The following is a 21,873-nucleotide window of genomic DNA, read 5'->3' as shown; positions in this document are numbered from 1 at the left end:
CAACTACGCCTCCGTCCCATACACCTCCAGCTGAACAAGTGCCGGAAATGGGGATGGTTCCTCTGATTTTATCAATTCTCCTATCTGCAGCCATTCTATTTTCTTTTTCTCAAAAGTAAATTCCTGGGCTTCTCCTGTCTTTTTCAGCTCCAGTTCCATGGTGCTGCCGTCAGAAAAGGTGACTGTGGCCTTTTTCCACCAGTTATCGTGGGGATAGTCCGCTCTTGTGTAAAGAATGATGCGGTCAGCTTCCACCGTCCGTCCAAACTCCAGTTTTATGGCAGCATCTGCACGCTGGTTGATTCCCCAGGACTCATACGGCCATTCTCCGTGGCAGGCCGCTGCAGTGATTCCGTCAATGGCGTTCATGGCAGCGAAGACGGACTCGCCTCTGGTCTCCACATTGGCTGACGCGTGGGGGTAGCAGTTCGTCTCCCCGTGGCAGTCATTTATATTCAAAGCCAGGTTCCTGTACGCCTCATACTCAAAGGAATAGGCCTTGCGGATGTGGATCAGGTGTTTGCTGCCGGAAAAGGTCTTGGGTGACATATTGACACGCTTTTCCCCAAAAGGTATCTTATACCACATATTCCCTGTCAGGTAAACCAGGGAGTGCCCTCTTGCATCATCCAGGGACAGCCAGTAAAAGGCCGGCAGTTCAGCCGCTTCCACAACGATCTGGTCCCCTTCTCTGTATTCGGCGGAGTAGGGAAGGTTTACTTCCCTCTCCCCACGGGCTACTGCCAGTGTGAAGCCGTTTTTATCCTGTACTTTTAAACTTATTGACATCTCATACCTCTGCTTTTTTTGTTCAGTCCAGTATCTTCTTTACTGCATCTGCAATCTTGTCACACTTGCAGTCTGCAAAGAAATATTCCCGGAATTTCTCACCGCCCAGGGCTCCTCTTACAAGCTCCCGGTCCAGATTCTCCAGAATTTCGGGAAGGTCTCTGTATGTGACTTCTTTTACCTTGTCCAAAATCTGTTTGTTGCGTTTTTCCGGAACTGCCCGTTCTCTCGGGTATCCCTGACCGCTTTCCTCCACAAAAAGCTTCTCAAAAATATACTGGAGATTCAGGTCACCGCCCCATCCGAATCCCTTTGCAAACGGAATGGCAATGGCATTGCCGTCATTGATCTGGGCAAAGGTGTATGCGTCCAGAGCGTCCTCCACATGGCCGCAGATGACTCCCGGGAAGGAATTGCAGGCCAGCATGGCCCCCTCTCCTGTGCCGCAGCCTGTGATGACATAATCAGCCGCGCCGGAATTTAACAGAACCGCCGCAAGGATTCCCACCTGCACATAGGTGAGCTGGCAGTCATCCTCTGCGGTATACATACCGTAGTTACGGACTTCATGGCCCATTGGCTCCACTACTGTTTTCAGCGCACTGCAGATCATTCCGTTTTTAGCTGCCTGGCTGTTTTCATTTATTAATGCGATTTTCATGATTTTTTACTCCTCACTTGATGAATGGTTCGTAACGATTGAAATTTATCTGTTTTCTGTCACGGCTGTTTTCCAATGTATGCCAGAATGCCGCCGTCCACATAGAGAATATGGCCGTTTACAAAGTCGGACGCATCAGAAGCCAGGAAAATAGCAGGCCCCATCAGGTCCTCCGGGGTTCCCCAGCGTGCCTGCGGTGTCTTTGCAAGGATGAACTGGTCAAAGGGATGTCTGCTTCCGTCCGGCTGTGTCTCTCTTAAAGGTGCTGTCTGAGGTGTGGCAATATAACCGGGGCCGATGCCGTTGCACTGGATATTGTATTCGCCGTACTCGGATGCAATATTTTTGGTCAGCATTTTCAGGCCGCCTTTTGCTGCAGCGTAGGCGGAAACTGTCTCGCGGCCCAGCTCGCTCATCATGGAACAGATGTTGATGATCTTGCCGTGTCCCTTCCGGATCATACCGGGAATCACCGCCTTAGACACAATAAACGGGGCGTTTAAGTCAATGTCAATCACCTGGCGGAACTCCTCTGCTTTCATCTCTGTCATGGGAATCCTCTTGATGATACCGGCATTGTTCACAAGAATGTCAATGGTGCCCAGTTCTTTTTCAATGTCAGCCACCATATTTTCAACCTGTGCCTCATCTGTCACATCACAGATATAGCCTCTGGCCTCAATGCCTTTTGCCTTATAGTCCGCCAGCGCCTTATCCATGTGCTCCCGGCCCCTGCAGTTAAACGCGATCTTGGCGCCGGCTGCCGCATAAGCCTCCGCAATGGCAAATCCTATGCCGTAAGCTGCTCCTGTCACGAGGGCAACTTTTCCCTCTAAAGAAAATAATTTATTTGTTTCCATATGGAATCTCCTTTCTGTTTTCCGGTCTGCTTTCCTATCTGTATTTTCAGCCTGCTGTTACAGAATGTCCTCATTTCTGATACCGTCCATGTCATCAAAATCCTGGTTTTCGCCCACCATTCCCCAGATAAATGTATAATTCCTGGAGCCCGAACCTGCATGGATAGACCAGCTGGGGGAGATCACAGCCTCCTCATTTCTCATGACAATATGCCTTGTCTCCTGTGGTTCTCCCATATAGTGCATAACAAAGGCATCCTCCGGCATATCAAAATACAGATACACTTCCATCCTTCTGTCATGGGTGTGGCAGGGCATGGTGTTCCACACACTTCCCGGTTCCAGGCTTGTCATTCCCATTTCCAGCTGGCAGCTCTCCACCTGTCCCGGAAGAATATATTTGCAGATGGTCCTGTGGTTGGACTGCTCCAGACTTCCCAATTCCACCTTGTTCTCCTCTTTTATGATTACCACGTCTTCCTCCAGCGTTCCCTCACGCTTTATGAGCACTGTGGGATAAGAAGTGTGGGCAGGCGCACTGTTGATGTAGAACTTGGCGGGATTTTCCTTATCTGTACTGGAAAATGTGATATCTCTTTTTCCCATGCCAATGTACATGCCTTCCCGCGGTGCCACTTCAAAGGTTCTGCCGTCAACACAGATGCGGCCCGGACCTCCGATATTGATCACGCCCATCTCACGTCTCTGAAGGAAATATTCCGCTCTTAACTCCTGGCCTGCCACCAGCTTCAGTTCTTTTTCTGCCGGGGTGGCGGAACCTGTGATGATCCTGTCAATGTGGCTGTATACCAGTCTGATCTCATCGGGTACAAATACATTCTGTATTAAAAATTCTTCTCTGAGGCGCTGGGTTGTATAGTGTTTTACATCTCTTGGTGATGCTGCTGTTCTGAGTTCCATTGTGATTCCTGCCTTTCTTTTGCTTTCCCTGGAGCGTGCAGATCGTCGGAATGGATTTTCAGACACGCTCTGAATCTTTATACCCATCTTATCATGACAGATTTTCTGTTTCCTGTGTTTTTCTTTCAGAAATCTTGCAAATCTTACACTGATATCTTATACTGGAAGATATTAATGATCAAAGGAGGAACCGTCATGAAACTCTGCAGTTCCTGTAAGGAGGGCATCCGCTCCTGTATTGAAACGCAGACCTTCTCCGCTGCGCATCTGTACAGCTATGAAAAGCCCATGGATATCCACATCCACGACTGCTATGAAATCTATTATTCTGTCTCCGGCGGAAAACAGTTTCTGATTGATAACCGGTTTTATAATTTTAATCCCGGAGACATTTTTTTCATTAACCAATATGAGAGCCATTACCTGTCCCAGGTTGACAATGTGAAGCATGAACGGATCATTGTATCCATCTATCCCGATTACCTGAAACGATGCTGTACCGGAAAGACAGACCTGAATTACTGCTTTACCTGCAGAAATACCAACTTCGGACACAAGATATCCCTGTCCCCGGAAGAACAGAAACGTTTCCTGTATTTCATACATAAACTGTCGGAGAACGAAGGCTATGGACAGGATATCCTGGACCATGCCGTCTTTCTTCAGCTTATGACCTTTTTAAACGGTATTTTTTTGCAAAACTGCGACCATGACCTGCCCAGGCATGAACCTGCCGGAAGCCATCATGAACAGATGGACGCCATCCTTTCTTACATTAACCAGCATATTGCGGAGGATCTGAGTATTGAGCGGCTGGCAAAACATTTTTATATCAGTACCTCTTATCTGTGCAGGATATTCAAAAGTGAGACGGGTACCACTATCAACAAATACATCACAGCCAAACGTATCACTCTTGCCAAATCATACCTATCTGAGGGGTATTCCGTCACAGATGCCTGCATCCGCTGCGGTTTCGGGGATTACAGCAATTTCCTGAAATCTTTTACAAAGGCAGTGGGTATTTCCCCGAAAAAATACGCTCAGTTTTCTGCGTAAAAAAGCCCTGCCTGCGCAGCAGCAAGGGTCAGCCCCTTGCCTACTTGACAAGGGGCCAATCAAACTGCTATGCAGACAGGGTTATTTTCTTTTGCGGGACAAGGGGAATCTCTCTATTTACGCAGCATACGTACGGATCAACTGCTCCAGATTTCCAATTCCTTCATCTGAATAGATTTTCAGTTCTACTTTCTTTCCTGCACCGATCGCCATCATTCCCATAATGGATTTGGCATCTACCATATAGCTGCCACAGCAGGCATCAATCTGGAAGGGCGCCTCAGATACTTTGTTGACAAACTTCACAATTTCGTCGATTTCTTTAAAACAGACCTGCACACACATAAAATCATTCTCCTTTTTTTAATCTTTATATAATCCGTGTTTTTTCTTCTTTCTTTGACTGAGTACATTATAATCGAATCATCCCTGAAAAAAAATGGATTATTTTTCGATTTTATGTGATATTTTTTTCTTTTTTACGCCTTTTTTCTATTTTTCCTGTCTGACCCAAACGGTCATTTCATTTTCTCCCCGGTTTGCCCAGACATAATATGGTATGAAACGCAGCTTAACCGGTTCCTTCACAGCCGTTTTCAGAGGATGGTACAGGCCCTTTCGTGAAGTCTGTACCTGCTGCCTGAACCCATCCATGACAACAGCGATCACCTGCTCCCCGGCAACTGTAAATTCCTCAGTCTCTGCCTCTTTGCCGCAGTCCAGCGTCAGCAGGTGCAGGTCCGTACCATTGTCAGCCTCCTCCAGACAGTATACCATGGGGCCTCGTGTCACAGCCACTTTGCCGATATCCTCCCTGACTCTCGGGTCTGCCTCCATGATCTTCACATCCATGGCAAACTTAAGGGATAAGCGCTCTTTCGGCTGCCAGCATCTTGTCACATACAGATATCCGTCTTTTCTGGTACACTCACTGTCCCTCACCCCTTTGATGGAGAATCCGGTATCTCCCTCCCCGCACCAGTCCGGGATACGGAGGGCTATGGTAAATGGTACCGATTCCCCGCTCACCTCTATTCCCACCTGCCCGCTTTTGGGAAGCTTTGAGGATACTGTAATGGTGAGTTCTTTTCCGTTTACCTGTTTTTTAATGATACTTCCCATGTAGAGGTGCACGAACAGGGTATCCTCTGTCTCCGTGTAGGCGTAAGAGCTTATGGAACTCAGCATTCTTGCCAGGTTGGGAGGGCAGCATGCACAGCCGAACCATTTCTGACGCACCGGCTTTACATGGGCTTTTCTTTCATCCATGCGGCAGGCCTCCGGATTTACTTCCAGCGGATTTACATAGAAGAAGCTTCTGCCGTCCAAAGCCATACCGCTGAGCACACAGTTGTACAGAGCGCGCTCCATCACATCCGCATATTGTGAAACAGGCTTGATCTCCAGCATTCTTCTCGCCAGAAATACAAGGCCGATGGCTGCGCAGGTCTCCGCGTATGCAGTGTCATTCGGCAGGTCATAGTTAAAGGAAAACGCCTCCCCTATGTGTGTGCCGCCTATGCCGCCCGTAATATACATCTTGCGTTCCACCATACTGTCCCATAATTTTTCACAGGCGTGATAAAGGCTTTCATCCTGTGTTATCCTTGCCATATCCGTCATCCCTGCGTAGAGATAAACCGCGCGCACCGCATGCCCCACAGCTTCGTCCTGCTCACGTACCGGGATGTGTGCCTGATTGTATGCATAGCGGAGGCCGTCCGGAGAATTTTTGACGCACTCCGGATGCTCTTTATCGAAATAGTATGGTCTGGCTCCTCTTTCATCTACAAAGAAACGTCCCAGGTTGAGATATTTTTCATTTCCTGTCGCCTCATATAGACGGACAAGGGCCATCTCCGCTATTTCATGCCCCGGATAGCCCTTGCATTTTCCTTTCTCCGGTCCGAAATGTGCTGCGGTATAGTCCGCATATCCCATGGCCGCTCTCAGCAGCTTATCTTTTCCTGTAGCCTGATAGTAAGCCACTGCCCCTTCTATTAAATGTCCCAGACAGTAAAGCTCATGGTGGTCTTTCAGATTTGTAAATATTTTATCCCTGCCGTTCAGGATATAGTAGGTGTCCAGGTAGCCGTCCTCCTGCTGGGCCGCGCAGACAATGTCAATGGCAGCGTCCGCTGTCTTTTCAAGCTCCGGGTCCGGGTGCTGGGTGAGGGAATATCCCACCGCCTCGATCCATTTATAAAAATCACTGTCCTGAAATACAAATCCGTAAAATTTATCTTCCAGATGCTCCGGGTCCTCGGGAAGCGCCTCAAAACCGCGGAAGGTGTAGGACGGCTCCTGATACGCATCCCCCATCTCTTTTCTTTCCAGATTTTTCTTTCCGGCTGTTTTAAAATTTCTCATGCAGTAGCTGGGTGCCGCACCCTCCACCCGGTCATTCAGGGCATCCCACTGATAAGGAAGCATTTGGGTCCTCACCAGCTCCATCTCTTTTTTCCAAAAATCATCGGTTACCTGTACACTTCTAAGGGAAAGCGGTCTGCTGAAATCCTGTCTGTTCATGTGATTCATCCTCCATCTGTTTCTGTTTTTGAATCCCGGCATGGAAGCGCGGCCCCCAAATAAATTTTGGGCCACGCCCGGGAATGTACCGTATTGTTCTTGTCATGGTAAGTGTATCAAAACTACATTCCCATATCCATTGCCAATGAGGAACATAACATGTATAATATGGAAAACGTCATCGAAAAAGGAGGGAGTCCCATGCTGCTTTTAGAAAAAATGGCACATCGCCGGATCACCAGCGCCAACTATATCACATCTGTAAACGGTATGGTCCACCCTGACCGTATTCTTGCAGAACATGATTTTCTCTATATGCTGGATGGAGAATGGGAGATCATAGAAGACGGGCATATCTATGAAATGCACCGGGATGACCTGCTGATTCTCAGCGCAGGAAGGCATCACCGGGGTGAAAAACTCTGTAACCCCGGAAACAGGCACATGTATTTTCACGTACTTCCCACGGCTGCTGAAACAGGCGAAAAAAATGACATGGAAGAAATGGAATCATCCAAGTTTCTTCCATGCCATACCCTGCTGCACTGCCGGCACCATCCGCATATCCGCATGTATTTTGAGGAACTCATATCTGTCTTCTGGTCAGACAGCCCGGAAAAGCTCTGCCGCCTCTCCCTGCTTTTCAACCTGCTTTTGTGTGAAATCGCAGAACTGCATACAGTTTCCGGGGACAGGCAGCCCTCTGACCCGCTGGTAGAGGAAGTATGCAGGCAGATCCAGTCAAATCCTCAGACTTTTTACACTGCCGGGGAAATGGCGGAGGCGCATTTTATCTGTGCCCGCACCTTGAACAACCGCTTCCGGAAAGCCTGCCAAAAAACGTTCTACGCTTACCAGATGGAGACCAGACTGGAAATGGCTGGGCATTTCCTGACGCACCAGCCGGAGGCTACTCTCCATGAGGCTGCCGTCAACTTTGGATTTTATGATGAATTCCATCTGAGCAGGGCCTTTAAAAAGCATTTTAAAGTATCTCCCTCGCAGTTTCGGAAATCTCATGCCGTGGGCCGTACCAGCCCTTTGCCGTAAACTGCCGTTATGGGCTGAAATAGGCATCGATACCGTCCGCAATCCCCTGTACCATATTTTTCTGCATATCAGGGTCCTGCATTTTCTCGTCATCGCTCTGGTTGGTCATGAAACCCATCTCCAGAATGGTGACCGGTACTGTGCTCCAGTTGATCCCTGTCATATTGTCATAGAGTCTTACGCCGTTGTTCCTGATTCCCGTTGCCTGGCAGTAAGCATTGATGATATTTTCACCCAGCCTGCTGCTCTCCTTATGAAGCTGCCCCACATATGGGTTCTCCGCAGATGGAATCATGGTCATGGCACCGTTTGCGCTGTTGTCCTCGCTGCCGTCCGCATGAATCCTGACCAGAATCTGGGCTCCGTTTTCCGTGGCAATCTGCGCGCGCTCCACATTGCTTACGGCTGTGTCGTTGTCCTCCCTTGTCATGATCACCTCATATCCCCGGCTCTGAAGCTCTGTCTGAAGCTGTTTGGAGACTGCCAGGGTCAGCTCATATTCGGGAACTCCGGTGTAGACGCCCTGGGTACCTGACGCGAATTTATCCTTCATCTCTTCAGAACCCGGGCCAAGGGGTTCTGTACCGCCTGTATCTGCTCCGGGGCCCTGGTGCCCGGGGTCGATGGCTACTTTTCTTCCGTTACTCCTCGGTTCTGCGGCGGATAACGCTGCTGTATCATCGGCATCCCGGGCATTTTTTCCGGCTTCAGCCGACAGGCTGTCTTCTTTTGTTTCCCCGTTTTGGCCCGCTTCTGCGGTATCTCCTTCAGCCGCCTCCAACGCGCGCTTTTCGGTTTCCTTTTTCAGTTCCTCCAACTCCTTTTCCATAGATTCGGAGGATTTCTGTATTTTGCTTATCTGTTTGTCCATGCGCTTCATCTCCTGCTGAAGTGACCTGCTTTTCTGCGCACCGGTTACGGCAAGGACCGCCAGCACGGCGGCCAGCACAAAAATCAAACTGCCGAAGATCATTCCCATTTTCTTCATTCTCCCATTCCTTTCCTGCTGTATTTACTGCCATTGCTCTCCCTGTAACTGCCGGGGCTTATGCCGACATGTTTTCTGAATATTTTGGCGAAGTAATTCCCATTGGAAAACCCGTTTGTTCTGGCAATGCTGTCAATGCCGTGCTCCGTTCCCAGCAGGTCATTCATAGCTGACTGCAGGCGAAGCCCTGTAAGATAAGCCAAAGGTGTTGTCCCCATCTCTTCCCTGAATGCCCTTGAGAGATGTGCCGGGGAGATATCCAGCCTGGCTGCCAGCTCCTCTATTCCGCCAAGCCTCCTGTACTCCTCCTCCATAATCTCCGCTGCCTTCTGTACAGAGGAGCTTTTCTTCTGCGTAACCGGATGCTCCGTTTCCCTTAAAAGGGCGCAGAGAAAACGGTACAGAAACTCACCGCCTTCGTATTTTTGCAGACGCTCCCCGCTTGTCAGGCGCTTCTGCAAATGCAGGGCCATGCGGACAGGGGGACTGTTCTCATCCAGGGACATGATATCCGGACATATGTGTTTTATTTTTCTTATAAAAGGCAGGGCCGTGTTTCCCTGAAAATGCAGATACAGAAACTCCCACGGCTCTTCCCTGTCATGTTCCAGAAAGTATCTGCTTTTTTCCGGGAACTGTATGAGAAATCCCCGGCCGCGTCCTACGGTGTGCCTGAACCCGTTTTTCTCATACACACCCTCCCCCAAAAGCGTGTACTGGAAAAGAAAGCCTTCGTACCCCGGCCTGCTGTCATTTATAAAATCATATGCCTCCCCGCACCGACGCTCCACACCGCCGTCCAGAAGGACAAGCGGCTGTTCTTCCATGTCATCCTGATTCAGGACACCGAAGATACCCCTGTTGTACTCCATCAAAAATTTACCTCTTCATATCAAATTTCTATTCTTTTGTTTTTTGCACACTCTTATTATAATTACTGATATAGGATAAGTCAAAGGAAACAATAGAAGTCAAATTTCTACCTGTTTTCGCGTATCACCAACATCAGGAGGTTCTTATGAATAAAAACAGTTTCGCCAAGGTTCCGCCTATGGGCTGGAACAGTTATGACTATTATGACACAACGGTAAATGAGGAACAGGTAAAGGCCAATGCCGATTATATGGCTGCTCATCTGAAGGATTTCGGCTGGGAATATATTGTGGTTGATATCCAGTGGTATGCCCACAAAGCCGGTTCGATGAGGGAACAGTTCCAGTATATCCCGTTCTCGGAGCTGGAGATAGACGAGTATTCACGCCTGCTGCCTGACCCGGAGCGTTTCCCCTCTTCTGCAGACGGAAAGGGATTCGGCCCTCTGGCTGAATATATGCACAGCTTGGGACTGAAATTCGGCATTCATATCATGCGGGGAATCCCCCGTATGGCAGCCCAGAACCATATGAAAATAAAGGGGAGTGACGTGACCGCCGATATGGCTGCCAATCCCTCCTCCATCTGTCCCTGGAACCCCGACATGTACGGACTGTATAACTCTCCCGCAGGACAGGCTTACTATGATTCTCTGCTGGAACTGTATGCCTCCTGGGGGGTGGATTTTATCAAATGCGATGATATCTGCAACACCTGCAACCAAAGCCCCCACCGGGAAAATCAGTATAATGCTGCCCATGAAGTGGAGATGCTGGCGAATGCCATCAAACACTGCGGCCGCCCCATTGTATTCTCCCTCTCCCCGGGCCCCGCTCTCATAGACAGGGCATGGCATTATGAGAAATATGCCAATATGTGGCGCATAACAGATGATTTCTGGGATGAATGGAAATACTTAAAGGATATGTTCCGCCGCTGCGAACTGTGGCAGACACAGGTTTCCGAGGGATGTTATCCTGACTGCGACATGCTCCCCCTTGGCTGGATCGGAAAAGGATTCGGAAAGGAACGGATGACAAACTTCACCAGAGAAGAGCAGCGTACCATGATGACACTCTGGTGCCTCTTCGGTTCGCCCCTCATGTTGGGCGCAGAGCTGACCAAAATGGATGACTGGACACTGTCCCTGCTCACCAACCGCAGAGTTCTGGCACTTCTGCCGCCCTCCTGCCGACCCAGACAAATTTGTCTGGATGAAGAGAAGGCTGTCTGGACTGCCTGTGATGAAAAGGAAGGGACTTTATATATTGCTCTGTTTAATTTAGGAGACAGGGAGGCTTCTGTCTGTGCCAGCCTGGATGAAATCGGAAAGGAATTTCATGGGGACGTGGATCTCACCGATTTGTGGGATGGAACTACCCGCAGGAGTGTAAATCAGGAAATAAACGCTGTGCTGCCTGAACACGGGTGTGCGGTGTATCAAGTTTCTATGTAAGACTAAAGCTTAACAGGACAGCAGTCAAACGTGAAAATTAAATTTTATGTTTGGCTGCCGCCCTGTTTTTCATATGCCTTGATTTCTACTTTGTTTGACTGCACTTCTTTCCGTCTTTGAAATTATTTGTTTCATTAAGATTCTGACTTGAATTTTGGGGGTACTCAAACGTACTTTCGGCTGATGAGATTTTATTTCTTCTGGTTGGTAGAGCCTTATCTGTGTTTTCATTGTTTCCGGCATAGATTTTTTCCTGTTTACCTATAATTTCCTCCTAGTGATTGCTCTTTATCTGCTTTTCTAAGTTTCCGGCATGGATTTTTTCCTGACTTACCTATAATTTCTTCCTGGTGATTGCTCTTTATCTGTTTTTTCTTAGTTTCAAGTCTGCATTTCTTCCTGATTTACCTATAATTTCTTTCAAGTAATGGGATTTTATCTGTTTTTGCTTAGTTTCAAGCCTGGACTTCTTCCTGATTTACCTATCATTTCTTCCCAATAATTGCGCTTTATCTGTTTTTCTAAGTTTCTGGCATGGATTTCTTCTTCATTTACCTACAATTTCTTTTCCTTTTTTAGTCGTTAAATATATTCCCAGAAATCTATGCTCTGATTGTCTTTTCGGTTTACATAAGATCCCAAACAATTTCTCAAACCCACTCCCCAATATAAAGCAGCCGGGCCCGGCCATCCATTTCTCTCCTTCTGTTCACACGGAAGAACTGATGGTCAGGCCCGGCATCTGAAAAGTCAGTACCACCCGGCTGTGCTTTATAGAATAAAACTTAATACAACACTTCTGTCTCTATCTTATTTATCCCTTTCTTAATCTCATATCTCACAACCGGGATCACTGTCTTACTGTGGATCAGATTCGTATTCGGGTCCGGCTTTACCAGCATAGGTTCTCCGCCACCCAGCAGGCAGCGCACCTCACATCCCTCCTCTTCTCCCAGAGGCAGCGCAAAGCCGGCATCATAAGCTATGCACTCATATTCACTCTCAATCACATGTATCCTTTTATGTCCCTCACGGGCAGGAAGGATTTCAGACTGTACACGAATTCCCGGGAATGGGGACCAGACGGAAACCACATGTTCTTTTGTCACCTCATAATTCTTGGCCTGCCCCCGGATAAATATGTGCCCCAGCACTTCAAAAGACAGCACACTGTCCGGTGCAGCCTCCTGGAAATTTACCGGGGAGCGCATGACACTGAATCCGTATTTGGTGGAGTAAGCAAACTTTGCATACTTTTCCTCCGTATGTCCATGCACATGCCCAAATGTCCGTCCCCCGGGAAGTGCCACAACATTGCCGTCCGCCCTTCTCTGTATGATCATATCCGCCTTCTCCAGATATTTTTCTTCTTCCAGCTTCGGAAGCGGCGCTGCCTCACAAGCCCAGAAGGGGTCATCCTCAGGGAGGGCAAGACACGCAAAAATCTTCATGGCCCAATAGGGCGACTGCGGGGAGTTATAGCTCTCTGTCATCAGCAGATTAGGATAACAGTACCCGATAGTCATAAGACCTGTATGGTCAAAAATAGGCTGTTTCATCCAGTATTCCAGATGACGGACAATGATTCCCTTCATCACCGGCAGCGGCAGCGGCTCAATGTGTGCCATGATACAGGCGGAATAAAAAGCCGCCTGCGCAAAACGGTAAGTCAGGGATCGTCCATAGGGAAGGGCACTGCCATCCTCTGCAAACCAGTATACAAAGTCCTTTCCAAACGCCTCTGCCCGTTCCAGGTAACGCCTGCAACGCTCCGGTTCTTCCTCCTTCATGACCATTGCATATACGATCCCGTAAAACTCCATGGCAAAAGGAACATAATAATCCGCCTGCCCGTTCTCACCGTCCAGATACCATCCTCCGCCGATATAACAAGATTCAATAAACTCCAGGCTATCCTCCATCCCCTTCTTATCATACGGCATTCCGGCTTTCTTAAGCGCCGCATTCACCAGAATATGAAAGAAGCGCCAGTTACAGTCACAGCATTTATTGCGGTTGATCTCCCAGAGCCACACACTTACCTGTTTTTTCTCTTTTTCTGTCAGCGGCTCCCATATTTTCTCACGGGCAAATAAAATAGCAAAAGCAATAGCTGCCATCTCAACCAGCTTCTGGTCATAATCCCCGCATTTTCCCCAGTATTCCGAAGACGCAGGGTCTGTGCCGGATACAAGCCCTTCTCTGTATATTTTTTCAAATGCGTCATCACTTCCGCCCCCTGCCCAGAAAGCAGCCAGTCCCCAGAGTGGGCGGGAAAATCCCTCCATCCAGGCACTTTCATCCGGGTAATGGGCACTGGTGCATCCAATGTTCAGGCGTGCCTTTCCTGTACTGTAATACGGTTTCAGCGGTTTTAAAATAGTAAGCATCAGATCTGCAAAATCCTGTCTTGTGTTCAGCTTTCTCTCTACCATTACTCTCCTCCTACCAAATCCAGAAGTCTTTTTCCATCAGCCGCAGCACCGCCTCAAGAAAGAAATAATCACCGTAAATAATAGGCACCTGACGGTTTTCTCCCTCGTCATGATACGCCACTTTTCCCATGCCCAGTACTCCGTCCTCCTCAGGATTCCAGTTACAGAAATGCTGCTCCATTGCCTTAAGAATCCGAAGAGCACTCTTCTCATACAGGGCTTTTTCATTCTCCGGCACGTGTTTTGCTATCTCAAGAAGGCCGCAGGCCGCACAGGCACCTGCTGTGGAATCGTAATACAGCGGTTCTTCCGGCGCTCTGAAATCACACAGCGGAAGATACTCCGTAAGGGAGACATTGGCAATAAAATAGTGGGCTGTCTGCTTTGCCGCATCCAGATATTTCTGTTCCTTTGTGTGGGCATAGCTGATGGCAAAACCATAGACTGCCCAAGACTGGCCTCTGGACCAGGAAGACCCCTCCGCGCAGCCCTGCCCTGCCGGTGCCTCCAAAAGCTCTCCTGTCAGCGGATCCAATATGGCTATGTGATTACAGGAGCCGTCCGGACGCAGTATTTTCTCCATGGCCGTGTCCGCATGTCTTCTGGCAACAGCATCAAACCGAGGGTCCCCTGACTCCTCAGAAGCCCAGTAGAGAAGGGACAGATTCATCAGGCAGTCTATGATCATCCACCCGGTTTTATCATCATTCCAGGCCCGGATAAAATTGCCCAGCACATTGAACCTTCCTGCCAGCAGATTAGCTGCATGCTGACCTCTGATATAGGATGCATGATTCCCTGTGAGCCTATAATCTGCCACTGCTGTGTGCATCCACATAAATCCCACATCGTGATAAAGTCCCTCATATTCTGCCAGGGCCCGGTCCAGCCGTCTCTCCGCGTTTTCAGCCTTTTGGCGGTAGATTTCTTTCCCCGTGGCGTGATACATCTGCCACAGGATACCGCCCCAGAAGCCGTTGGTCCACCAGGCAATATCCCTGTCTCCCCAGTCCTCCTCATAGTGTCCGTTCTGTGGAATGTAGGGAATTTTATCTCCCAGTCTTTCACATTCCTTTTCTATCTTTATATCAAATTTTGCAAAGGTCTCCTCCAGCCATTTACAGTCTGATTCTGATAAAAATTTCTGCATTCCTCTGTTTCCTCCATGTCTCTTTACAGCCCGCTGTCTGCAATATAATTCTGTCAAAGCAGTATGTCTGAATATCTCCCGGTCTTATAAATCAGCTCTACGGCCGTACCTGTACCGGCTTCATTCTGCCGTCCGTTCCGAATTCCACCCGGTCAATACATGTCTCGCGGTGATACCCTTTGCCCTCAGGATAATCACTGACTGGAGTGGCAAAACGGTGATACGCCATATAATAAATATCCTCCTGCGGCTCCCTGAAAATGCAGTGATGGCCTGTTCCCAGCACACCGGCTCCCGGCCTTTTCTCCAGTACCGGATACAGGTATTTCACAGGCCCGTAAAGGCTGTCGGAAATACCGTAATTTACATGGTAATCCTCACTTCCCGTATCGTCACACGACCAGGTAAAATGATAGATGCCTCCTCTTTTCAGAACTGTCACAGCCTCCCTGAAATCCTCTGCCCCTTCCAGGTTTTTCATGGTTTCCGGGCAGATATGAAGCAGGTCTTCACTTAACTTTACAACAGCCGGACTGCCGTTTCCGAACAGCATGTACACCTGTCCATCCTCCTCATAAATGGATGGGTCTATCACCTGGCTCATCTTTACACCTGCTGCCTGTACCATTTCGGGAGTCAGCAGAGGTTTTGGCTGTGCCCGGTATCCGGATGCGGGAGAACTGCTTACCGCAGCACCGATACAGGATACTCCATCCGGCCTTTTCGCGCAGAAATAAAAGTAAAACAGACCGTCCCTCTCAAAGACAGCCGGGGCCCATGCTGAGCCTGCCGACCATGGAACCTGCTCCGAGGCAGCATCCAGAATGACGCCCTCATCTTTCCATTCCCTCATATCCCGGGATGAGAAGGCATGGAACTGTGTTCCCGACCAGTTGGCAAAACCATCTGTTGTGGGGTAGAGATAGTAGGTATCTTGATATTTCAGCATATCCGGATCTGCATAAAGTCCGGGAAGTACAGGGTTTTGTCTGCGGCAAAGCCTTAAAATACACAGAGACTCCGGTTTTATGTCAACTTCAAATATGGGACTGTCAAACTCAGCTTCCGCCGCATCAGGTCTCACCAGATCCGGGTGTTCAAAGGTATTTCTGTCATCCCTATGATATCCTTCTATCCTGTATATACGCCCTGTAAAGCGGCTGTTTTCCTCACCCTCCAGACAGATCTGCACCTTCTCTTTTCGGGGCAGGACATTTACCATTTTTACAATAATATCGCCTGATTCCCTCTCCCGGCTGCTGGTGATATAGACCGGCTCTGCAGTAACGGGACGCACCTCTGTCTCCTGCTCTGCCGCGCCGTCTACATAGGTCTCCACCCTTCTGCCCCGTACACGGATCTCCAGGTCATAATTCCTTCCGGCTTCCACGCTTCTCGTGCGCTGGACCAGACAGGAATTCCTGCCGTTTATATCCTCCCCGATTATAGAATCCTCATTGGCCCATCCGCCAAGTCTCCAGAACACACGGTTTTTCTCATCCTGTTGTCCGAAACTGATGGTAAAGCCTTTTTTGCCGCTCAACTCCCTGGCACGGAGACGGATGGTATAATTCCGGCTGTCAACAGATGTAATTTTTTCCCTGGAACGTTCAGGACTCAGCACGGTTCCCCGGCAGGTATGCTGTTTTTCTGTGTCCTCCTCTGTGATCACAATATTCTCAAATGCCACCCGTGATTCATTGGCCTCCAGGACAATATCGCCCGGAAGGCTGTCAGGATACCGGCTCATCATTACAGAAGGGCCTTTCTCAGATATTTCCTGCGCAAGAACCACATCCCCGTGATGGTTCATGAAGAGTTTCTGCACATGATAACTGGGCGATGGCACTGCCGTGCAGTTGTCCAGCCATATCATATCCGGTCTCCAGTTTTCATAATGTAAATGGCAGAAAAGCGGCGCATAACATGCCATTTTTACCGCATGGGCGGCGTTCTGCATCCCCACCATATAAGAGGCTTCGGCCAATGCATGAAACCAGGTATTATCCTGAGAAGCATATTCCCCTAAAAATACTTTGGGGCCGTTTTCCGGAAATGCATCATAGCGGTGGTGATTCGTAATAAACCACTCCGGTGCCTGGTAATAATGTTCATCCACCAGGTCTGCCCCCACCTCCCTTGCGGACTGCCATCCTCTGTCATATTCCTTTCCCGCCGCGAACGGGCCGCTGGTTCCGATGATCTTTATCTCAGGATATTTCTCCCTGAGTGCCCTGTGAAAAAGAGGATACCGCTCAAAAAACGGTTCTCCCACCTCCTCATTCCCAATGCCGATATATTCCATATGAAACGGTTCCGGATGACCCATAGCCGCACGTCTGCTGCCCCAGTATGACTCCGCATCTCCGTTGGCAAATTCAATGAGATCCAGTGCATCCTGAATATATTCTTTCAGCTCATCTCCCACAGCCGCCTCATGGGTGTGGGGATTATAACCTCCCGGAAGCACCGGAACAGGCTTTGCGCCCAAATCCTCACACAGCAGAAAATACTCATAATATCCCAGACCCATGGTCTGATTATATCCCCAGTTATTTCTGCAGGAAGGACGGTTTTCCACAGGACCGATGGTGTTTTTCCACCGGTACAGACTATCTCTGTCCCCTACATGAAGGGAACCGCCATGGACCAGACAGCCTCCCGGAAAACGCAGAAATTTTGGATGCATTTCTTCCAAAAGCTGCACCAGATCTCTGCGCAGACCGTTCTTTCTGTTCTTATATGTATGTGCCGGAAACAGGGATACAAAATCAAGCTCCACACACCCGCTGCCCTTTGCCGTCACAGCAAGTCTCCCCTGTCTGTCATCAAAAGGAGCCCGGAACGTGAGCTGGTATTTTTCCCACTTATCCGTAATATCAATGGCCTGGGAAGTATATATGTCTCCTGTCCGGGAACGCAGAGATATCACTAACCGATCACAGTCTCCCCGCTCCTTTCTGGCATAACAGGAGAAGTTATAACATGCTCCCTTTTCATAGAAAATCCCCGGATGGAATCCGTGATTACACACACCTGTGTCCTCTCCCTCTTCGAGTATTTCCATCACCAGATAGTGCGGATTTTCGGGGAAAAGACCATGTTCCTTCTCCACGCGAAGCTCTGTCTTTCCTCCCTTTTCTATCTTCTCCCAGGCAGTCAGTCCGTGATAGTCCGGATTGTCCACAGAGCAAAATTCAAATGCCCGGTTTTGGATCAGTTCCGCGTATAATCCTCCGTCTGCCGCATGGTTTAAATCCTCAAAAAAGATGCCGAACAGGTCCTGCATATCCGCCTTTTCTGCCCTTGTATTAATCTTTACCTGCATATTGTATTCTTCCTTTCCTGTAACCTTCAGCCAGGCAAATAGTTACCCTGTTTCATTCTGTAACTGCCCGGTCAGATACCCTGTTTCCAAAACAGGTATGCAGGCGCTCATATTCTTCTTCCTCCAGAACCAGGACAGAACCATGGCGTTTGCAGACATTTCCCATATGGCAGTCTCCGGGTTCTGCCACCTTAAAGTCGCCTTTTTCCAGACTTGTACAGATAAGGGGAAGATACCCCAGCCCCTCCGCAAACTGATCCACCATAAGGCACCATTTTCCTTCTTCCCCCATGGGGAATGCCGCAGGGCCTTCCACTCCCGTCAAAGCACTTAATGCCTCTGCCTCCATCTCTGTAAATTCCCCCTGAAGACTGGTGCCTCTGTCCATACGTACCTTTTTCGTAGTCTCATCCTTTGAAAAACGGTAGAAAACACCATTCTTCTCCACTATAGTGGTATCTATCACATGATGCTCCCTCTCAATGTATTTTTCCGGTGATGTGAACACTTTAAAATCTCTTGTATAGGAGCTGTAAATCCTCTGTTTGTGCGCGGTATCGCCTGCCTCTTTTGTCATGGAAGCCCAGAACACAAGATAGGCTTCCTTCTCCGGATCGTATACTGCCTCCGGTGCCCAGGCACAGCCTGCCCCGGGGACACCGGTTTCAAAGGTCCAAGGTTCTGACCAGTGTACCAAATCCTTGGAACACCAAATCACAATTTTTGTACTCCCCTCCATCTGTGCCGCGGTCCAGCCTTTGCCGTTTGCTATCCTCAAATCCGTTGCAATGATATAAAATTTTCCGTCTATGACAGACCTTACTATAAACGGATCCCTGACTCCTTTTTCCCCGTCTTCCCAGCGGATCACCGGATTTTGTTCATTTAGATCCTGCCAGTGCAGCCCGTCCCTGCTGAGTGCAAAATACACCTGCTCCCCTTCAGGGGATTCCCCTGTGAAATGTACAAATAAATAACCTCTTTTTCTATTCCCCATGCAGCTTTTTCCTCCTTAGCTGTACTCTTTTCCCATTCCTTGAAATCGGTTTCAAATTTATTTCATTCTACTACACCTCGCGTATTTTTACAATGCTTTTCCGTAAAAAAGTCGCTGATTTACAATAAGTCTCTCTTAATTCCATTGTTTTCCCCGGCGGGTTCCCTATAATATGTTTTAGCAGAAAAATGGAACCAAAAGGATGACACTGTGTGGGGACAAAACAGTTGCCAAAAATATATATCAGGAGGTATTTCTATCATGAATACAACATATTATCCCATAAACAAAAACTGCAGATTCCACCTGGGAGACTGCCCGGATGCCTGGCAGGCATGGTACGATGATTCAGACTGGGAGAGTGTTTCCCTTCCCCATGACTGGTCTGTCACCCTGCCCTTTTCCAGAGAGTATTCCAGCGGGACCGGGTATCTGGCAGGAGGAATTGGATGGTACCGTTTCCGTATCACGCCCCGGGAGTCCTGGAAAGGCAGACGCCTGTATCTGGCCTTCGACGGCGTCTACAAGAACAGCCGTGTCTGGTGCAACAGCTATTACCTGGGAAACAGGCCCAACGGATATATTTCCTTTACTTATGACATTACGGAACAGTTCAGCTTTGACCGGGAGAATGTCATCTGTGTCTGCGCAGACCACAGGGATATTGTGGATTCCCGCTGGTTCACCGGTTCCGGCATCACCAGAAAAGTACAGCTCCTTGTGCAGGAACCCGTACATGTGATCCCCGGGAGCATGGCCTTTGAAACCCCTGAAGTTTCTTCCCAAAAAGCTCATTTCCGCGCTTCCTGTGAAATAAAAAATGACACACAGCAGGATGTACAGATTACAGCAAAGTTCAGACTGGTAAAAACTGAAAGTACAGAGTCTGCTATAGAAAACTGCAGTTCCGCAGCCGATAAGATGCAGGCTGAAGTCTCTGTAAATATGCACATCCCTGCCGGTACTGCATGCAGGGCCAAAGCCACAGGTGAAGTTCTTTCTCCCGCCCTGTGGTCCCCTGATTCACCGGATCTATATACCCTGGAAACCCGGCTCTGCCCTGCAGACGATGTTTCCGGCGAAGCCTGCTGCGGCAAAGAGTACATGGCTGACAGCCGCAGGGTCGGCATCCGCAGCATCCGTTTTGATCCGGATACAGGCTTTTTCCTGAACGACAAAAACATGCTGATAAAAGGCGTCTGTGTTCACCACGACGCGGGCTGCCTGGGCGCCGCTGTACCCGTACCCGTGTGGGAAAGGCGTCTGAAAAAACTGAAAGATATGGGCTGCAACGCCATCCGCATGAGCCACAATCCCCATATGCCGGAGCTTTATGACCTGTGTGATTCCATGGGATTTCTTGTTATAGATGAGGCTTTCGACGAATGGGAGGGGCCAAAAAACAAGTGGAGCACAGGACATAATGTGTATCCGCCAAAGCATCAGGGGTACTACCTGGATTTCCCCAGGTGGCACAAAGAGGACCTGACGGACCTGGTACGCCGGGACCGCTGCCATCCTTCCATTATCATGTGGAGTATCGGCAACGAGATCGACTACCCCAATGACCCTTACTGCCACTCTTCCTTCACCACCATGACCGGCAACAACGATGCGGATAAACCGGCAGAGGAACGGCAATATAATCCCAAAAGGCCGGATGCCGGACGCCTGGCTGTACTGGCCGGGAGACTCACAAAAATCGTAAAAGAGATTGACACGACACGTCCTGTCACCCTGGCGGCTGCCTTTCCCGAACTGTCCTCCCGGCTGGGATTTCTGGATTCCCTGGATGTGGCAGGATACAACTACAAGGAGCATCTCTACGAGGAAAGCCACCGCAGGTTTCCGGATAAACCTTTCATCGGAAGCGAGAATGGACACAGCCTGGAAGCATGGGAAGCCGTGACAAAGAATCCCTATATCTCAGGACAGTTTCTCTGGACCGGAATTGATTATCTGGGGGAAGCGAAAGGCTGGCCCATCCACGGCTCCGGTGCCGGTCTTCTGACCCTTGCAGGATTTGAAAAACCGGGCTATTACCGCAGACAGAGCCTCTGGTCCTCCAAACCTATGGTACATCTGTCCACAGCCCGTCCGGATGCAGACCGTGGGGAATGGACTCCTGTATCTGATACCTGGAACTACCCGGAAGAAGAGGAAGTGCTTGTGAAATGTTATACGAATCTGCCTCAGGCTGAGATATGGCTGAATGAAAAATGTCTGGGCACTTTTCAAAAGGACCCGGCCCGCGACGCCATTATACTCACCACTGCCTATGTTCCCGGTACGCTGAAAGCCCTTGGAAAAGCTTCGGACGGTACAGAAGTATCCCATGCTCTGACTACCACCGGCACGGCCTGTAAGATATCCCTGCACTGTTATGAGGATACACTTCCTTCCGCCACGGAACCGGCGTTTCGTCAGATTGAAGTGCACATGAAAGACACCTGGGGAAATCCTGTTTTATCGGACACCTCACTTTTACATGTGAATGCGGAAAACGGCAGAATACTGGGTCTGGAAAATGGAGATCTGGCAGATGTGACAGATTACTGCGCCGCCTTCAGACGGGTATATCACGGCAGATTGTTGATTTATGTAAACTATATAGATGAGGAAAAAGAAATGACCATTACCGTTTCCGGTGATGCGGAGGCAAATATAAAAACGGCTGTCCTGACTCTTCCCCCCTTAAAATAACACAGGGAAAAACAGGAGCACAGACAGGACTGCGCCGTTACCCGCGGCCAGACAGCCAAAGGCCTTCAGAAAGG

At 49.1% G+C, this 21,873-nt stretch carries 16 protein-coding genes; 4 read left to right on the top strand and 12 right to left on the bottom strand.

All coding sequences use genetic code 11. From position 1 onward, the window contains the following. Nucleotides 1-3: 3 nt before the first annotated feature. From LC508_RS23550 to kduI, 4 genes are read right to left on the bottom strand one after another with little or no spacing between them, the layout of a single operon-like run. Nucleotides 4-789: a DUF7402 domain-containing protein gene (locus LC508_RS23550; RefSeq protein ID WP_033141501.1), complete on the bottom strand. Its 786-nt coding sequence runs from the start codon at nt 787-789 to the stop codon at nt 4-6. A gap of 22 nt (nt 790-811) precedes the next feature. Next, a complete protein-coding gene (locus LC508_RS23545) occupies nt 812-1,450 on the bottom strand; it encodes an RpiB/LacA/LacB family sugar-phosphate isomerase (protein WP_054350727.1) in 639 nt (212 codons plus the stop codon). 59 nt (nt 1,451-1,509) lie between these two features. Then, complete coding sequence (locus tag LC508_RS23540) at nt 1,510-2,310, bottom strand: gluconate 5-dehydrogenase (protein WP_033141503.1); 801 nt, start codon at nt 2,308-2,310, stop codon at nt 1,510-1,512. Between the two features lie 57 nt (nt 2,311-2,367). Then, nucleotides 2,368-3,231 carry a 5-dehydro-4-deoxy-D-glucuronate isomerase gene (kduI, locus tag LC508_RS23535; protein ID WP_054350759.1) on the bottom strand — a complete coding sequence of 288 codons (864 nt, stop codon included), beginning with the start codon at nt 3,229-3,231 and terminating at the stop codon, nt 2,368-2,370. Nucleotides 3,232-3,426: 195 nt separating this feature from the next. On the opposite strand from kduI, the gene LC508_RS23530 reads away from it, so the two are divergent. Next, entirely contained in the window at nt 3,427-4,290 is an 864-nt protein-coding gene (locus LC508_RS23530; protein WP_103730961.1) for an AraC family transcriptional regulator, read from the top strand. Nucleotides 4,291-4,407: 117 nt separating this feature from the next. Here LC508_RS23530 and LC508_RS23525 read toward each other — a convergent pair whose 3' ends face one another. After that, on the bottom strand, nt 4,408-4,635 hold the full coding sequence (locus LC508_RS23525; RefSeq protein ID WP_033141505.1) for an HPr family phosphocarrier protein: 228 nt from the start codon (nt 4,633-4,635) through the stop codon (nt 4,408-4,410). Between the two features lie 147 nt (nt 4,636-4,782). After that, on the bottom strand, nt 4,783-6,819 hold the full coding sequence (locus LC508_RS23520; protein ID WP_103730973.1) for a glycoside hydrolase family 127 protein: 2,037 nt from the start codon (nt 6,817-6,819) through the stop codon (nt 4,783-4,785). A 201-nt stretch (nt 6,820-7,020) separates the two neighbouring features. On the opposite strand from LC508_RS23520, the gene LC508_RS23515 reads away from it, so the two are divergent. Next, nucleotides 7,021-7,869, top strand: a complete 849-nt coding sequence (locus tag LC508_RS23515) for a helix-turn-helix domain-containing protein (protein ID WP_158587250.1) — start codon at nt 7,021-7,023, stop codon at nt 7,867-7,869. Between the two features lie 7 nt (nt 7,870-7,876). Here LC508_RS23515 and LC508_RS23510 read toward each other — a convergent pair whose 3' ends face one another. Together LC508_RS23510 and LC508_RS23505 are read right to left on the bottom strand one after the other, a co-directional pair. Beyond that, on the bottom strand, nt 7,877-8,857 hold the full coding sequence (locus LC508_RS23510) for an N-acetylmuramoyl-L-alanine amidase family protein (protein ID WP_103730963.1): 981 nt from the start codon (nt 8,855-8,857) through the stop codon (nt 7,877-7,879). Continuing rightward, nucleotides 8,854-9,729, bottom strand: coding sequence for an AraC family transcriptional regulator (locus tag LC508_RS23505; protein ID WP_103730964.1), 876 nt, complete (start codon nt 9,727-9,729; stop codon nt 8,854-8,856). The genes LC508_RS23510 and LC508_RS23505 overlap by 4 nt, the downstream gene beginning before the upstream one ends. A 146-nt stretch (nt 9,730-9,875) precedes the next feature. Between LC508_RS23505 and LC508_RS23500 the strand changes: the two genes are divergently transcribed. Next, nucleotides 9,876-11,186, top strand: a complete 1,311-nt coding sequence (locus tag LC508_RS23500; protein WP_103730965.1) for a glycoside hydrolase family 27 protein — start codon at nt 9,876-9,878, stop codon at nt 11,184-11,186. A 785-nt stretch (nt 11,187-11,971) separates the two neighbouring features. On the opposite strand, the gene LC508_RS23495 is transcribed toward LC508_RS23500, so the two are convergent. The 4 genes from LC508_RS23495 to LC508_RS23480 form a co-directional block, all read right to left on the bottom strand. Beyond that, the gene (locus LC508_RS23495) at nt 11,972-13,621 is read right to left on the bottom strand and encodes a DUF2264 domain-containing protein (RefSeq protein WP_103730966.1); all 1,650 of its coding nucleotides are present in this window, start codon (nt 13,619-13,621) and stop codon (nt 11,972-11,974) included. Nucleotides 13,622-13,631: 10 nt separating this feature from the next. Beyond that, nucleotides 13,632-14,771: a glycoside hydrolase family 88 protein gene (locus LC508_RS23490; RefSeq protein WP_054350722.1), complete on the bottom strand. Its 1,140-nt coding sequence runs from the start codon at nt 14,769-14,771 to the stop codon at nt 13,632-13,634. A gap of 97 nt (nt 14,772-14,868) precedes the next feature. Further along, the gene (locus LC508_RS23485; protein ID WP_103730967.1) at nt 14,869-18,099 is read right to left on the bottom strand and encodes a family 43 glycosylhydrolase; all 3,231 of its coding nucleotides are present in this window, start codon (nt 18,097-18,099) and stop codon (nt 14,869-14,871) included. Between the two features lie 52 nt (nt 18,100-18,151). Then, on the bottom strand, nt 18,152-19,096 hold the full coding sequence (locus LC508_RS23480; RefSeq protein WP_103730968.1) for a glycoside hydrolase family 43 protein: 945 nt from the start codon (nt 19,094-19,096) through the stop codon (nt 18,152-18,154). A 261-nt stretch (nt 19,097-19,357) separates the two neighbouring features. On the opposite strand from LC508_RS23480, the gene LC508_RS23475 reads away from it, so the two are divergent. Next, complete coding sequence (locus LC508_RS23475; RefSeq protein WP_103730969.1) at nt 19,358-21,799, top strand: glycoside hydrolase family 2 TIM barrel-domain containing protein; 2,442 nt, start codon at nt 19,358-19,360, stop codon at nt 21,797-21,799. The last annotated feature ends 74 nt before the right edge of the window (nt 21,800-21,873 follow it).

Source organism: Blautia parvula (genome assembly GCF_020215665.1).
In the GTDB taxonomy this organism is placed as follows: Bacteria; Bacillota; Clostridia; order Lachnospirales; family Lachnospiraceae; genus Blautia; species Blautia celeris.
The sequence above is the reverse complement of the archived record's forward strand: the minus strand, read 5'-3'. Positions and strand labels throughout refer to the sequence as shown.

Excerpts from the sequence above, each read along its gene's own strand:
- LC508_RS23495 (WP_103730966.1), bottom strand. The coding sequence starts at position 13,621 with ATGGTAGAGAGAAAGCTGAACACAAGACAGGATTTTGCAGATCTGATG.
- LC508_RS23550 (WP_033141501.1), bottom strand. The coding sequence starts at position 789 with ATGTCAATAAGTTTAAAAGTACAGGATAAAAACGGCTTCACACTGGCA.
- LC508_RS23475 (WP_103730969.1), top strand. The coding sequence starts at position 19,358 with ATGAATACAACATATTATCCCATAAACAAAAACTGCAGATTCCACCTG.
- LC508_RS23530 (WP_103730961.1), top strand. The coding sequence starts at position 3,427 with ATGAAACTCTGCAGTTCCTGTAAGGAGGGCATCCGCTCCTGTATTGAA.
- LC508_RS23510 (WP_103730963.1), bottom strand. The coding sequence starts at position 8,857 with ATGAAGAAAATGGGAATGATCTTCGGCAGTTTGATTTTTGTGCTGGCC.
- LC508_RS23490 (WP_054350722.1), bottom strand. The coding sequence starts at position 14,771 with ATGCAGAAATTTTTATCAGAATCAGACTGTAAATGGCTGGAGGAGACC.
- LC508_RS23500 (WP_103730965.1), top strand. The coding sequence starts at position 9,876 with ATGAATAAAAACAGTTTCGCCAAGGTTCCGCCTATGGGCTGGAACAGT.
- LC508_RS23525 (WP_033141505.1), bottom strand. The coding sequence starts at position 4,635 with ATGTGTGTGCAGGTCTGTTTTAAAGAAATCGACGAAATTGTGAAGTTT.
- LC508_RS23505 (WP_103730964.1), bottom strand. The coding sequence starts at position 9,729 with ATGGAGTACAACAGGGGTATCTTCGGTGTCCTGAATCAGGATGACATG.
- LC508_RS23540 (WP_033141503.1), bottom strand. The coding sequence starts at position 2,310 with ATGGAAACAAATAAATTATTTTCTTTAGAGGGAAAAGTTGCCCTCGTG.
- LC508_RS23515 (WP_158587250.1), top strand. The coding sequence starts at position 7,021 with ATGCTGCTTTTAGAAAAAATGGCACATCGCCGGATCACCAGCGCCAAC.
- LC508_RS23480 (WP_103730968.1), bottom strand. The coding sequence starts at position 19,096 with ATGGGGAATAGAAAAAGAGGTTATTTATTTGTACATTTCACAGGGGAA.
- LC508_RS23485 (WP_103730967.1), bottom strand. The coding sequence starts at position 18,099 with ATGCAGGTAAAGATTAATACAAGGGCAGAAAAGGCGGATATGCAGGAC.
- LC508_RS23520 (WP_103730973.1), bottom strand. The coding sequence starts at position 6,819 with ATGAACAGACAGGATTTCAGCAGACCGCTTTCCCTTAGAAGTGTACAG.
- LC508_RS23545 (WP_054350727.1), bottom strand. The coding sequence starts at position 1,450 with ATGAAAATCGCATTAATAAATGAAAACAGCCAGGCAGCTAAAAACGGA.
- kduI (WP_054350759.1), bottom strand. The coding sequence starts at position 3,231 with ATGGAACTCAGAACAGCAGCATCACCAAGAGATGTAAAACACTATACA.